The organism is Cryobacterium sp. TMT4-31, assembly GCF_004403385.1.
Taxonomy (GTDB): Bacteria; Actinomycetota; Actinomycetes; order Actinomycetales; family Microbacteriaceae; genus Cryobacterium; species Cryobacterium zongtaii.
Map to the genome: position 1 here is coordinate 35,576 of NZ_SOGI01000027.1, position 12,553 is coordinate 48,128.

Annotated in this window: 16 protein-coding genes; 3 read left to right on the forward strand and 13 right to left on the reverse strand. The window is 66.7% G+C overall.

Features of this window, described 5'->3' with window-relative positions; all coding sequences use genetic code 11:
- Positions 1-131: 131 nt before the first annotated feature.
- Entirely contained in the window at positions 132-656 is a 525-nt protein-coding gene (locus tag E3T19_RS05865) for a DUF1269 domain-containing protein (RefSeq protein ID WP_088456467.1), read from the reverse strand.
- Between the two features lie 117 nt (positions 657-773).
- On the opposite strand from E3T19_RS05865, the gene E3T19_RS05870 reads away from it, so the two are divergent.
- A complete protein-coding gene (locus E3T19_RS05870; protein ID WP_134408333.1) occupies positions 774-1,217 on the forward strand; it encodes a nitroreductase/quinone reductase family protein in 444 nt (147 codons plus the stop codon).
- Between the two features lie 20 nt (positions 1,218-1,237).
- Here E3T19_RS05870 and E3T19_RS05875 read toward each other — a convergent pair whose 3' ends face one another.
- The 11 genes from E3T19_RS05875 to rpsP all read right to left on the reverse strand — a co-directional run bounded on the left by E3T19_RS05875 (position 1,238) and on the right by rpsP (position 8,553).
- Positions 1,238-2,428 (reverse strand): dipeptidase, encoded by a 1,191-nt coding sequence (locus tag E3T19_RS05875; protein WP_134408334.1) that lies wholly within the window; start codon positions 2,426-2,428, stop codon positions 1,238-1,240.
- A gap of 37 nt (positions 2,429-2,465) precedes the next feature.
- Positions 2,466-2,789, reverse strand: a complete 324-nt coding sequence (locus tag E3T19_RS05880) for a DUF2469 family protein (protein WP_066596196.1) — start codon at positions 2,787-2,789, stop codon at positions 2,466-2,468.
- 25 nt (positions 2,790-2,814) lie between these two features.
- Positions 2,815-3,459 (reverse strand): ribonuclease HII, encoded by a 645-nt coding sequence (locus tag E3T19_RS05885; protein WP_134408355.1) that lies wholly within the window; start codon positions 3,457-3,459, stop codon positions 2,815-2,817.
- Positions 3,460-3,493: 34 nt separating this feature from the next.
- Entirely contained in the window at positions 3,494-4,240 is a 747-nt protein-coding gene (gene lepB / locus E3T19_RS05890; protein ID WP_088456469.1) for a signal peptidase I, read from the reverse strand.
- Positions 4,241-4,351: 111 nt separating this feature from the next.
- Positions 4,352-4,696 carry a 50S ribosomal protein L19 gene (gene rplS, locus E3T19_RS05895; protein WP_088456470.1) on the reverse strand — a complete coding sequence of 115 codons (345 nt, stop codon included), beginning with the start codon at positions 4,694-4,696 and terminating at the stop codon, positions 4,352-4,354.
- A gap of 204 nt (positions 4,697-4,900) precedes the next feature.
- Positions 4,901-5,458 carry an MFS transporter gene (locus tag E3T19_RS05900; RefSeq protein ID WP_088456471.1) on the reverse strand — a complete coding sequence of 186 codons (558 nt, stop codon included), beginning with the start codon at positions 5,456-5,458 and terminating at the stop codon, positions 4,901-4,903.
- Between the two features lie 10 nt (positions 5,459-5,468).
- Positions 5,469-6,251, reverse strand: coding sequence for a tRNA (guanosine(37)-N1)-methyltransferase TrmD (gene trmD, locus E3T19_RS05905; protein ID WP_134408335.1), 783 nt, complete (start codon positions 6,249-6,251; stop codon positions 5,469-5,471).
- 10 nt (positions 6,252-6,261) lie between these two features.
- Complete coding sequence (locus E3T19_RS05910; protein ID WP_088456473.1) at positions 6,262-7,119, reverse strand: formate/nitrite transporter family protein; 858 nt, start codon at positions 7,117-7,119, stop codon at positions 6,262-6,264.
- 94 nt (positions 7,120-7,213) lie between these two features.
- Positions 7,214-7,876, reverse strand: coding sequence for a ribosome maturation factor RimM (gene rimM, locus E3T19_RS05915; RefSeq protein WP_134408336.1), 663 nt, complete (start codon positions 7,874-7,876; stop codon positions 7,214-7,216).
- 21 nt (positions 7,877-7,897) lie between these two features.
- Entirely contained in the window at positions 7,898-8,134 is a 237-nt protein-coding gene (locus tag E3T19_RS05920) for an RNA-binding protein (RefSeq protein WP_088456475.1), read from the reverse strand.
- Between the two features lie 2 nt (positions 8,135-8,136).
- A complete protein-coding gene (gene rpsP / locus E3T19_RS05925) occupies positions 8,137-8,553 on the reverse strand; it encodes a 30S ribosomal protein S16 (protein WP_103432055.1) in 417 nt (138 codons plus the stop codon).
- 282 nt (positions 8,554-8,835) lie between these two features.
- On the opposite strand from rpsP, the gene E3T19_RS05930 reads away from it, so the two are divergent.
- Positions 8,836-10,041 (forward strand): glutamate--cysteine ligase, encoded by a 1,206-nt coding sequence (locus E3T19_RS05930; protein WP_370028126.1) that lies wholly within the window; start codon positions 8,836-8,838, stop codon positions 10,039-10,041.
- 97 nt (positions 10,042-10,138) lie between these two features.
- Positions 10,139-11,695, forward strand: a complete 1,557-nt coding sequence (locus tag E3T19_RS05935; protein ID WP_134408337.1) for an HNH endonuclease signature motif containing protein — start codon at positions 10,139-10,141, stop codon at positions 11,693-11,695.
- A gap of 34 nt (positions 11,696-11,729) precedes the next feature.
- Here E3T19_RS05935 and E3T19_RS05940 read toward each other — a convergent pair whose 3' ends face one another.
- Positions 11,730-12,518 carry an LLM class F420-dependent oxidoreductase gene (locus E3T19_RS05940; protein WP_134408338.1) on the reverse strand — a complete coding sequence of 263 codons (789 nt, stop codon included), beginning with the start codon at positions 12,516-12,518 and terminating at the stop codon, positions 11,730-11,732.
- Positions 12,519-12,553 lie beyond the last annotated feature (35 nt).

Genomic DNA, 12,553 nt, shown 5'->3' on the forward strand with positions numbered 1-12,553 from the left:
CGCGACCAGCATGCGAGGACCGGTCTCGGACGCGAGACGGCGGTGTCGAGCCTGTGCACACACAGCGCAGCCCGCCCCCTGTGGAGGAGCGGGCTCTCGGTGTTCGGCTGATCCGGATTGAACCGACCGGACTAAACGGTGTCGGAGCGCCCCTCCGCCTGCATTTCCCTGGAGGCCTGCGCGAGCTCCTTGTCGAGCTCCTTCGCGTCGACCTTCAGCTCCTTCTGGAGGTGCTTCTGCGCCACGAGGCCCGCCTTGCGGAATTCCTCGTCGAGCCGGTCCTTGCCCACGACGATGAGCGCGGCCTCGCCGGAATCGAGCAGCTCGCCGAGTTCCTTGATGTCACCACGGTCCAGGCTCCGCCAGAAGTGCCCAACAACGCTGCCGGCTGCTCCGCCGACGATGGCGCTGCCGATGATCGCCGGGGGGAACAACAGGCCGACAACAGCGCCGGCGGCCACGCCGGTCCAGCCGGCATGTTTGCTGGTCTTGCGGTGAACCTGCACCGAGCCATCGGCCTCCTTGGTGGCGACGGCGGCGTCGTAGGTTCCGATCACCTTGGTGGAGTGCAGTTCACGCACAACCTCGAGGTCGGACTCGGCCGTTGCCGCGTTGGGGTACACACCGAGATAGAGGAAGACGGATTCGTCGGACATGGAAACTCCTTATTTCACGTGGGATTTCGGAAATGGGTCGCTGTCGCAGGGGACGGTACCCAGCCCCCGTCCGGGTGTCAACGCGCAGGGCAGCCGGCGCGACCGTAGGCTGATGCCATGATCTCCGACCGCCTGACCGACCTGTCGATGCGAGCCATGAACGCCGTACACCGCACGCTGCTGGTGCTCTCCCGAGGCCGGCTGGGCTGGAAAATCGGGCCGATGCCCGTCGTGGAACTGCACACACTCGGACGGAAGACCGGCGAGCGACGCTCCACGATGCTCACCGCCCCGATCCACGAGCCGGACCGGGTGGTGCTGATCGCGTCGAAGGGCGGCGACGACCGCAACCCGTTCTGGTACCTCAACCTGGTCGCCCACCCCGAGGTGGAACTCACCGAGAACGGGGTCACCCGCCCGATGCGGGCCCGCACGGCCACCGCGACGGAGAAGGCGGCGCTGTGGCCGGCGATCGTGCGCGCCTACTCGGGCTACGCCGGTTACCAGCAGAAGACCCGTCGGGACATTCCCGTCGTCATCTGCGAGCCGCGCACCCCCTGAGTCGGGATCCGGGCGCAGGGTCAGCGGGTCAGCCGGGTGAGCTCCACGTCGTGTCCGGCGAAGGCGGCATCCGTCGCCCGCAGAACCCGCAACACGTTGGCGCCGGCCAGGGCGGCCAGCTCGGCAGCGGTCCAGCCTCGCCGGGCGAGCTCGAGCAGCAGCGCCGGGTAACCGTCGACGCCCTCGAGGCCCTCGGGGAACTCGTCGGTGCCGTCGAAGTCCCCGCCTAGCCCGATGTGGCGGATGCCGGCGACGTCGCGCGCGTACTCGACGTGATCGGCTACCTGCGCCACGGTCACCCGGGGTGCGGGCGTGCTCCGGTCGCCGCCGAACCAGCCGGCATACTCCGCCGAGACGAACTGCGGCACAAAGGTGACCATCAGCACGCCGCCGTTGTCGGCCAGGCGCGCGAGCACATCGTCAGGCACGTTGCGTGGGTCGGCCGTGACGGCGGAGCAGGAGCTGTGGCTGAAGATCACCGGGGCGCTCGTGACGTCGAGGGCCGCGTGCGCCGTCGCCGGGGAGACGTGCGAGAGGTCAACGAGCATGCCCAACCGGTTGAGTTCCCGGATGTACTCGACACCGCGCGGGCTCAGGCCGTTGTGCACCGGTTCGTCGGTGCCGGAGTCGGCCCAACTCGTGTTGTGCACGTGAGTGAGGGTGAGGTAGCGCACGCCGAGCCTGGCCAGCATCCGCAGCACGGCGGGAGAATCGTTGAGCGAGTGGGCACCCTCGGCGCCCAACAGCGAGGCAACGCGGCCGCTGGCACGAGCGGCCTCCACATCGGCCGCACTCGTGGCGATCACGAAGGTCTGCGGATACCGGGCGGCGAGTCTGTACACCCAGTCCACCTGCTCCAGGGTGCCCTGCACGGCGTCGGCTCCGTCGAGGGTGTCTTCCACGTACACCGACCAGAATTGACCGCCCACCCGGCCGGCTCGGAGCCGGTCGATATCGGTGTCAGTGGCCAGGGCGCCGTCGAGACCCTCGACGGAGTAGTCCCGGTTCTCGCGACACTCCCAAGCCCAGTCGTTGTGCCCGTCAATGAGCGGAGCCAGGTCCAGGGCCGCGGCCACCGTGGCCAGGGCGTCAGCGCTGGACGCGTCAGCACTGGACGGGGCCCTGCTGGACGGGGCGCTGCTGGACGGGGCGCTGCTGGACGGGGCGGTGCCAAAAGGGACCGCGCTAGACGAGTCGGTGCGAGCTGTCATCCGCACACGCTAGCAGCCACGCGGCGGGCCGGCGGGGCTACTCGTCGAGCGCGAGTTCCTTGGGAAGTTCGAACTCCTTCGACGCCAGTTCCTCCACGTTGACGTCCTTGAACGTCAGCACTCGCACCGACTTCACAAAACGGTCGGAGCGGTAGACATCCCAGACCCAGACATCCTTCATCGTCAGTTCGAAGTAGAAGTCGTGTTCGGTGTCGCGGCGCACGAGTTCAACCTCGTTGGCGAGGTAGAAGCGGCGCTCAGTCTCGACGACGTACTGGAACTGCCCCACAACGTCTCGATACTCGCGGTATAGGGCCAACTCGACCTCGCGGTCGTAGTCCTCGAACTCATCTTCTTCCATGGTGAGTCAATCTTACGCGCAGTTCTCAAGCCGGAATCTTGAGCCAGCTGAGCCGGTGCTGTTCGCTGGCCCCCAACGCACCGATGGCGGTCATGTGTTGGGCGCTGCCGTAGCCCTTGTTGCCCGTCCAGCCGTAGCCGGGGGTGGCGAGGTCGGCCGCGATCATCAGCCGGTCCCGGTGCACCTTCGCGATCACGGATGCCGCGGACACCGACGCACAGTCCTGGTCGGCCTTGATACGGGTCACGACGGACAGCGGGGTGCTGAGGGCCTTGTTGAGCCAGTCGTCGTTGCCGTCCAGCAGCACGACTCCGCCGACGATGTCCACGCCGTCGGCGTGCAGCTGGGCAAGCGCTCGCTTGCCGGCCAGGCCGAGTGCGGCGATGATGCCGACGGTGTCCACCTCCTGCGGCGACGCCAACCCCACGGCGCTGTGGCGCACCCACGCCGCGGCCAGGGGGGCCAGCCGCTCCCGGCGGGGCTCGCTCAGGAGTTTGGAGTCGCGCAAGCCCACCGGGAAGGCACCGACGTCGGCCGTCACGACCGCGAGGCCCACGGCGACGGGGCCAGCGAGGGCACCGCGGCCGACCTCGTCGCAGCCGATCACACAGCTGGCGCCGGCAGCGAGCATCGCCAGCTCCACGTCGAGGGTTGGCTCGACGACAGCCATCATGACTGGAGGGGCTTCGTCGGCTGGGGAACGGTCACTTGTCGGCCTCTTCGACCCCGCGGAACACCTCGGGGTAATCGTCCAACCAGCTCCACCGTTCTAGCGGCCAGCTGATCACGAGGGCGCGGCCGACAACGTTGTCCATCGGCACGAACCCCTTGCCCGGAGCGTTGGGGTGGTAGCGGGAGTCGAGGGAGTCGTAGCGGTTGTCGCCCATGACCCACAGCGAATTCTCTGGAACGACGACGTCGAACGCGTCCTTGGACACGCTCGTCTCACCCGCCGGCAGCTGCGCGTACGGTTCGCTGAGTGGTATGTCGTTCACACTCATCTGGCCCAGCGTGTTGCAGCAGACCACGTGGTCTCCGGGCAAACCGATGATCCGTTTGATCAGGTGGTCGTTACTGTCCGGTGCGGACAGTCCGACCACCGACATCGTCCAGTCGAGCGCCGCGACGATCGGATTCTGTTCGAGGGGCGGCTGCGCCGGCAACCATCCGCCCGGATCGCGGAAGACGACGACGTCACCGCGGGAGACGGGCACCAGGGCGGGTTCGAGCTGGTTGACGATGATGCGATCGTCGACCAGCAGGGTGCTTTCCATCGACCCCGACGGGATGTAGAACGACCGCACGAGAAACGTCTTGATTAGGAACGAGATGAGCAGTGCCACCACGAAGATGATGAGAAGGTCGCGAATGAATATCGCAACGCCGCGCCTTTTGCGCGGCGAATCTGGTTCCAGGCGATGCGATCGCGAGGGCAGAGTGTTGTCTGTCATTTAACCGCCTGAGCTCCTCGCCCAGTTTAGCGGGGAGGAGCTCAGGGGGAAATCCAGCGGCTGCGAATACGCTCAGGCTTAGACCTGGCGAATCGGGATAGGCGCTGTTATTTAGTCGCGCTTTTCCTTGATCTTGGCCTTCTTGCCACGGAGACCGCGCAGGTAGTACAGCTTCGCGCGACGCACGTCACCGCGGACGACGACCTCAATGTGGTCGATCACCGGGGAGTGCACCGGGAAGGTACGCTCGACGCCGACCTGGAAGCTGACCTTACGGACGCAGAACGTCTCGCGGACGCCTTCGCCGGAACGGCCGATAACGACGCCCTGGTAGACCTGGACACGCGAGCGCGCGCCTTCAACGATGTTGACGTGTACCTTGACGGTGTCGCCGGCCCGGAACTCCGGGATGTCTGAACGCAGCGATGCTGCGTCCACCTGGTCGAGAATATGCATGTTGTTCGCTCTCTGTACCCGCCACAGGTCGAGGACGTTTCAGTGGCGCCCCGCCCTCTCACCGAAGGTGAGTTGGTGGCGACCAATTGAGTGTGTGCGTGCCGATATGAATGCAGCTCCCCTGTGGCAGAGACATGCCGCGGCACAAACGCTAATTCTGCCACTAAACCAGCCGCTCGCCAAACCCTCGGCCGACGGCACCTTTTACGGGTCGGTCAGCTTCTCCCGGATGATGATCACCGACGGGTCGGCGGGCGTCGTGGGCGCCGGATCCTGCCGGGCCCCGTCCGCACGAACGCCGGACCGGTCGTTCATCGGCGGGAACTGGTTCGGCCCGGCCGGGACGGTACCGAACCTGGCGGTCTCGTCGATGTAGACCATGGCTTCGCGCACTCGGGTGCGAGCGGCGTCGAAGAGTTCCCAGAGCGCGAACCAGAAGGCGCCGAGACCGACCAGGACCACCAGCACGGACAGCCACGGCGCCGTCACCGAGAACACGCCCATCAGCACGATCAGTACGTGCCAGAGGGCCAGCACCCCGACATCCGCCCAGGACACCGCCTTGACCGCACGCACCTCCTTGCGGGCCAGGAAGAGCAGGCTCACGACGAGGAGGCCGAAACCGATGGCGATGGCACCGAAGGTGGCGCCGAGAACCTCCCAGGCCGAGGATCCGAAAATCGACGCGGCGACCATCAGCCAGAGCGGAAGCGCGCCGACGGCTACGAACTGCCAGTAGTAGAAGACCCTGCGGAGAATCACAGTCCCCAGATTACCCGCGGGGGGCCCGCCGAGCCTTGGAGTTCGCTGGAGGCTGAAGGGCGGCATCCGCGTCGTCGGCGGGCAGGAGGTCGGGGCGCACCAACCGGGTGCGCTCGATCTGCTGCTGACGACGCCACGCCGCGATGGCGCCGTGGTTGCCGCTGAGCAGCACCGGCGGCACCTCCAGGCCACGCCAGCTGGCGGGCTTGGTGTAGCTGGGGTACTCCAGCAGGCCGTCCTCGTGCGATTCCTCGACCAGGCTTTCCGGGTTGCCCACCACGCCGGGGATGAGCCGGCCGATGGCCTCGATCATGGCCATCACGGCCACCTCTCCCCCGTTGAGCACGTAGTCGCCCAGGCTCACCAGGCGCACCCGGCCTCGGCCGGCGAAGTGGTCGACCACACGCTGGTCGATGCCCTCGTAGCGGCCGCAGCCGAAGACCAGGTGCGGCTCGTGGGCGAGTTCGCGGGCCATCGCCTGGGTGAACTGTTCTCCGGCGGGCGAGGGGAAGATCAGCACCGGGCCGGCGCCGCCCTCCGGCGCGCCGGCATCCGCGTCCTCGACCGAGGGCAGGATGCTGTCCAGCGCTTCACCCCAGGGTTCGGGCTTCATCACCATGCCGGCGCCGCCGCCGTAGGGGGTGTCGTCGACGGTGTTGTGCCTGTCGTGGGTGAAATCGCGCAGGTTGTGCACGGCGAGGTCGATCAGGCCGGCCTGGCGGGCGCGGCCGAGAAGGGAGATGTCCAGCACACCGAAGAACTCCGGAAAGATACTGATGATGTCGATGCGCATAGGGGCAATTCTACGAGTGGGTGACGGTGAGCTCCGGCGCGCTCGCGCCATCGTCTTCGGCCTCGAGGGCCGCCGCGCGGTTGACCTTGGTGCGGTGAGAGAAGTACAGCGGCAGGGCGGTGAAGAGCACGGCGCCCAGGAAGTTGCCGATCAGGACCGGGCCGGTGTTCCAGCCCCACCAGTCGCCGAAGCTGATGTCGGCGCCGAGCAGCATGCCCGCCGGGATGACGAACATGTTCACGACGGCGTGCTCGAGGCCGAGGCCGAAGAAGGTGAGCACAGGCAGCCACATGCCCAGGATCTTGCCGGAGGCCGAGGTGGATGTGTAGAACATGATGGTGCCCAGCGCCACCATCCAGTTGCACAGCATGGCCTTGATGATGGCGACCAGGACGCCGCCGGCACCGATCGTCGCGTACGGCAGCACCTTGTGCTCGGCCATGTTGATGATCGCCTGGATCATCGGGTCGGTGGTGTCCGTCCCGAGGTAGGTGATGACACCCACGTACAGGACGGCGTAGAGACCGGCGCCGAAGATATGCGCCGGGATGACGACGGCGAAGTTCTTCAGGCCCTTGGCGATGGTGGTGCGGCCCTCGAGGATCGCCAGCGGGATGATCGCAAAGCTGCCGGTGACCAGTTCGAGGCCGAGCATCAGGATCACAACGAACCCGACGGGGAACACGAGGGCGCCGACGATCGGCAGCCCGGTCTGGGCCGCCGCGGTCAGTGCCAGGGTCGTGGCCGCGCCGAGGATCGCTCCGGAGAGCGTGCCGCGCACGAACATCTGACGTGCGGTGAGGTTGGTCTTGACAACTCCGGAATGAACGAGCTGATCGATCAGGTGATCCGGTTTAACGTAGGACATGCGACGGTACTCCACTTCAACGGCCGCGATGTCAACGAACGTGAAGGAGGTGTGGCGCGGCGCGCCTCTTCCCGTGAACTGGATCAGGGCGCGTCTATGCGTCCTGACCGTCAGGAGTCGGCGTCGCTGCCGGTTCGTCTGAGTCGGGTTCCGCATCCGCTGCCGGCGCCGCGTCTTCGGGCGTCGAGTCGTCGGTGTCGGGTTCCTCAGGCAGCTCTTCGAGCAGCCCGGGGGGCGGAGTGATCGTGATGACGCCGGCCTTGACGTCGACCGAGGGAACGATCGCCTTGACGAACGGGATCATCACCTCGCCGTTGGCGGTCTTCACGATCAGGAGATCTTGGGCCGGCAGGTGCTCGAGGCGCGTCAGCGTGCCGATCTGCACGCCGTCGCGCACGACGGCGAGTCCCACCAGCTGGTGGTCGTACCAGGCGTCTTCTTCGTCGGTCTGCTCGGCCGAGTCCTGGTCGATCCAAAGGATCGCCTTGGCCAGGGCCTCGGCGGCTTCGCGGTCCGGGACCCCCTTGAAGAACCCGACGGGGTGCTGGTTGTACCAGCGCAGCTCGACGAGTTCGATGGTCTTGCCGTGCCAGGGTGAGCTGGTCGGCACCTGGAGTGTGAACACGGCGCCCGGGACGAAACGTCGTCCCGGGTCGTCCGTGAACAGCTCCAGCTTGATGGCGCCCTTGAGGCCATGGGCCTTGGTGAGGCGCCCCACCCGCAGTTGGGTGGCCGGGGTCGTGCTGTCGTCGCTCATGAGGGGCTAGTCACTACCCGCTCAGTTGTCGGTATCGACAACGTCGACCCGAACGCGCTTGCCATCGGCCAGAGCGGCCACGAGAGTGCGCAGCGCCTTGGCGGTGCGACCGGCGCGGCCGATCACCCGGCCGAGGTCCTCGGGGTTCACACGAACCTCGAGCACCTCACCACGGGGTGAGTTCTGGGCTACAACGTGCACGTCGTCCGGGTGATCAACGATTCCCTTGACGAGGTGCTCAAGCGCGGGAGCGAGCAAAATTACGCCTTGTCCTCTTCGGTTGCCTCGGCGGCAACGTCGTCGGTCGGGGCCTTGGCCGCGGGCTTGTCAGCCTTGGGCTTCAGAACCGGCTTCTTCTTCTCGTCGGCGACGAAGGGAGCCTTCGGCTCCTTCATCTTGACGGTGGAGACGGCGTTCTTGTCGCCCTTGAAGATGCCCCAGTCGCCGGTCAGCTTGAGGAGTGCCGCAACCTGCTCGGTCGGCTGGGCGCCGACGGAGAGCCAGTACTGGGCACGCTCGGACTTGACCTCGATGACCGAAGGCTCCTGCGTGGGGTGGTAGATGCCGATCTCTTCGATGACGCGGCCGTCGCGCTTGGTGCGCGAGTCGGCGACAACGATGCGGTAGTACGGTGCACGGATCTTGCCCATGCGCTTCAGACGGATTTTGACAGCCACAATTCTCCTGTGATTTAGATGTTTGGCGAACTGACAGCCGTGAGCGTGGGGGCACACTCGGCACAAGCTCAATAAGGTTCGTGTTACGCCGGATTAGAGGGTCGGGCATAACGGAACTCGACTAATCATTGTGTCAGACATCGAGCACTTTGTGATAATCGTGCGCCGAGTTGCTTCGGGCAATCCGGCCGACACCGTGACCCCGTGTAGCGCGGCGAACCGCGCCGGCACGGTTTAGCTGTCAGGATTGTGCCACATCGCCCCGCATCGGGGCCTCGAAGCATGACTCGAAGCACGAAGGGCACCACCGTGGGTATCGAAAGAGTGGGAATCGAATTCGCTCGCTCCGAGCGGTCGACGGTGGGGATCGAGTGGGAACTCGCCCTGGTCGACCGCGCGACCGGAGACCTCGTGTCGATCGCCGACGAGGTACTCGACGCTCTCAGGGGGCCGGACGGCTCCCCACACCCGCACATCACCGGAGAGCTCCTCCTGAACACCGTTGAGCTCGTTTCCGGGGTGCACCACACCGTGGCCGGCGCTGTCGGCGACGTCGCCGGGCAGGTCGCCGAGGTGCGTGCCATCACCGACCCTCTGGGCGTCGACCCGATCTGTTCGGGTTCACATCCGTTCGGGCAATGGTTCGACCAGCAGGTCACCGATAAGAAGCGGTACCACAAGCTCATCGACCGCACCCAGTGGTGGGGTCGCAACATGATGATCTGGGGCATTCACGTGCACGTGGGCATCGAGGACCGCGACAAGGTCATCCCGATCCTCAACGGCCTACTGAGCTTCGTGCCGCACCTGCAGGCGCTCAGCGCGTCCAGCCCGTTTTGGGCCGGGGTCAACACGGGCTACGCCTCCAACCGCGCCCAGATGTTCCAGCAGCTTCCGACGGCCGGTTTGCCTTGGCGCCTCGAGGACTGGGCCGCGTGGGAGGAGTACGTCAACGACCTCACGGTGACCGGAATTATCGAGGACGCCTCCGAAGTGCGCTGGGACATCCGCCCGTCGCCGCGCTGGGGCACCATCGAGGTGCGCGCCTGCGACGGAGTATCGACGGTGGAAGAGCTCGGGGCGATCGCCGCGTTCATTCAGTGTGTGGTCGAGTGGATGTCGACGGAGATCGACGAGGGCCGGCCGGTGCCCACCATGCAGCCCTGGTTCGTGCGTGAGAACAAGTGGCGGGCGGCCCGGTACGGGCTGGCGGCCGAGATCATAGTGAGCTCCACCGGCACCGAGCGGATGGTCACCGACGAGGTGCGCCGCCTCGTCGAGGTGCTCTCCCCCACCGCCGAGCGCCTCGGCTGCCTGACCGAGTTGCTGCAGTTGAACCTGATCCTCGACCACGGTGCCAGCTACCAGCGTCAGCTGGCCGTGGCGGCCACGCACAACGGTGACCTCCCCGCCGTGGTCGCCGCCCTCAGCCGCGAGCTCCGCGAGGGTCTGCTCCCGCCGGCCCCACCCTCGCGAACCGGGAATTAAGCACCAAAGACTCGCGAATTCTGGGGCTTTTCTCACGGTTCGCGGATGCCGTGACCGGGGCGGGGTGAGTGTCGGTGGTAGGTGAGACGATCTCAGTATGAGTATCGCTGACGAGGTACTACCGCCAGCTCCGGACGATGACGACTACTCTCCGGAGCTCACCCTGGACGACCGTGTCCAGACCGATCTGGTCCGGCACACCGAACGGATCGCGGCCGATGACCGCCTCATCGCCCGGGCCCAGGCCCGCCGGATCGAGCACCTGCTGGACCTGCAGGACTGGAGCGAACAACCCCAGGTCGCCTCCCGGTTGCACGGCAACCCGGCGAACATCCGCCTCACCGACGACAACGCGGCCAGCATGACCGAGGACCAGGCCCGCGCCGCCACCTACAACCGGTGGGACGACCGGGAGGTCGCCCGTCGCACGATCGTGAGTGAGACGGCGTGTCTGACCCGGGTGGCCGAGCGCACCATCGACCGGCAACTGGACGAAGCCCGATTCCTCAGCTCCTACGCACCGGCCACGTTCGCGGCGTTCTCCAGAGGCGAGATCAGCTACCGGCACGCCACGACCCTGCTCGGGCAGCTACTCACCCTGCCCGATGGGGGCCAGGCGGCGTTTGAAGAGAAGGTGCTGCCCGACGCGAAACGCCTGCCGGTGGGCCGGTTCCGTGACAAGGCCCGCCGGCTACGGGAGAGACTGCACCCGGAGTCGATCGTGACCCGGCACCGGAACGCGCTGGCCGACCGGCGTTCGTACTGGGAGGCCGCCCCGGATGGAATGGCCTGGTTGCACTGGTACGGCACCGCGCACGACACCAAGGCCGCCTACGACCGCATCAACACGATGGCCGTGAAGCTCAAGCACCTCGGCGACCCGAGCCCGGCCGACCAAACGGATGACGCCAGCAGCAACGGCGCGGCCTTCGGCATCGCGCAGGACCCGGCCGACGACTCCCCGACCCGCACCCTCGACCAGCTCCGCGCCGACATCACCGCCGCCCTGTTGCTGGACGGAATCACGCCCGACGGGATGGGTGGTGGCATCCGCGGCACGGTCATGGTGACGGTGCCCGTGCTGACCCTGCTGGGCTTGGACGAGGAACCCGCCACCCTCGAAGGGTACGGGCCCATCTCCCCCGAGGCCGCGCGGGAGATCGCCGGGCACGCACCGAGCTTCACCCGGCTGCTGACCCACCCGGAAACCGGGGTGGTGCTCTCGCTGGGCAAAACCCAGCACAAGAACACCAAGGCCATGAAGAAATACCTGCGGGTGCGCGATGAAACCTGCCGGTTCCCGGGCTGTTCCCGACCCGCGGTGACCAGCGACGTCGACCACACCGACCCCTGGGCCGGCGGCGGCAACACCGACAGTGACAACCTCGCCCACCTCTGCGAACCCCACCACCGACTCAAACACCTCAGCCAGTGGCGAGTCACCCAGGAACCCGACGGGATCCTGCACTGGACCTCCCCCGGGAAACGCAGCTACCGCACCGACCCCGCCAACCCGATGGGACCACCCCGGCCACGGCCACCGGTGATGGGGCCGAAGACCTGGAAGCGGCCCGCCGACGAGACCTACCTGATGCCCCGGCAGCGGCCGACCCGGAAGCCGACCCCGCCGGTGCCCGAAAACCCGCCGTTCTGACCCGACGAGGACAGGCCACCTCACCGGGCCTATATCAGGCGTTTTTGCTGTCGCGCCAGGCGAGCCAGTCCTCCACGGGCGCGAGATCGTAGGCGGGACCGGAGATTCCGAGGGTGAACAGGGTGGTGCCGAGTCCATAGAGTTCGTCAGCTTCCTCGGTGGTTTTGCCGCGCAGTTCGGTGGAGATTTCAATCTCACTGACATCACGCCCGACGGTGTCGCACCAGGTGCCCAGGACGCCGAGTTTGTGGGTGAGGACCTCTGGGGTGGAGAACGAGTGCCAGATGTCCGCGTGCTGCGCCACGATACGCAGCGTCTTCTTCTCACCCGCACCGCCGATGAGTACCGGGATGTCGCGAACCGGCGCCGGGTTGAGCTTGTCCCAGCGCGCCTCGATGCGAGGCAGGTCTGCGGCGAGGGCGTCCAGGCGGGTGCCGACGGTACCGAAGTCGTAGCCGTACTCGTCATAGTCGCGTTCGAACCAGCCCGAGCCGGTGCCGAAGATGAAGCGGCCGCCGCTGATGTGGTCGATGCTGCGGGCCATGTCCGCCTGCAGGTCGGCGTTGCGGTAGCTGTTGCAGTTGACCAGTGCGCCCATCTCGATGACGCTGGTCTGTTCGGCCCAGGCGGCCAGCAGGGTCCAGGATTCGAAGTGCAGCCCCTCCGGGTCGCCGGAGAGCGGGAAGAAATGATCCCAGTTGAAGGCGACGTCAACGCCGAGGGCTTCGACCGCCGCAACGGTGTTCCGGATCGACGTGTAGTCGGCGTGCTGCGGGGCGATCTGCACGCCGAGGCGCACGGGGCGGGGCTGGGGAGAGGTCATTGCAAGATCCTAATCCCCGGCCACACCCATTTCGG

Bases quoted from the DNA above. Each gene is read 5' to 3' on its own strand.
- E3T19_RS05885 (WP_134408355.1), bottom strand. From the start codon at position 3,459: ATGGCTGTCGTCGAGCCAACCCTCGACGTGGAGCTGGCGATGCTCGCT.
- rimM (WP_134408336.1), bottom strand. From the start codon at position 7,876: ATGAGCGACGACAGCACGACCCCGGCCACCCAACTGCGGGTGGGGCGC.
- rplS (WP_088456470.1), bottom strand. From the start codon at position 4,696: ATGCATATTCTCGACCAGGTGGACGCAGCATCGCTGCGTTCAGACATC.
- E3T19_RS05870 (WP_134408333.1), top strand. From the start codon at position 774: ATGATCTCCGACCGCCTGACCGACCTGTCGATGCGAGCCATGAACGCC.
- E3T19_RS05865 (WP_088456467.1), bottom strand. From the start codon at position 656: ATGTCCGACGAATCCGTCTTCCTCTATCTCGGTGTGTACCCCAACGCG.
- E3T19_RS05910 (WP_088456473.1), bottom strand. From the start codon at position 7,119: ATGTCCTACGTTAAACCGGATCACCTGATCGATCAGCTCGTTCATTCC.
- E3T19_RS05880 (WP_066596196.1), bottom strand. From the start codon at position 2,789: ATGGAAGAAGATGAGTTCGAGGACTACGACCGCGAGGTCGAGTTGGCC.
- lepB (WP_088456469.1), bottom strand. From the start codon at position 4,240: ATGACAGACAACACTCTGCCCTCGCGATCGCATCGCCTGGAACCAGAT.
- E3T19_RS05935 (WP_134408337.1), top strand. From the start codon at position 10,139: ATGAGTATCGCTGACGAGGTACTACCGCCAGCTCCGGACGATGACGAC.
- E3T19_RS05940 (WP_134408338.1), bottom strand. From the start codon at position 12,518: ATGACCTCTCCCCAGCCCCGCCCCGTGCGCCTCGGCGTGCAGATCGCC.
- trmD (WP_134408335.1), bottom strand. From the start codon at position 6,251: ATGCGCATCGACATCATCAGTATCTTTCCGGAGTTCTTCGGTGTGCTG.
- E3T19_RS05875 (WP_134408334.1), bottom strand. From the start codon at position 2,428: ATGACAGCTCGCACCGACTCGTCTAGCGCGGTCCCTTTTGGCACCGCC.
- E3T19_RS05930 (WP_370028126.1), top strand. From the start codon at position 8,836: ATGACTCGAAGCACGAAGGGCACCACCGTGGGTATCGAAAGAGTGGGA.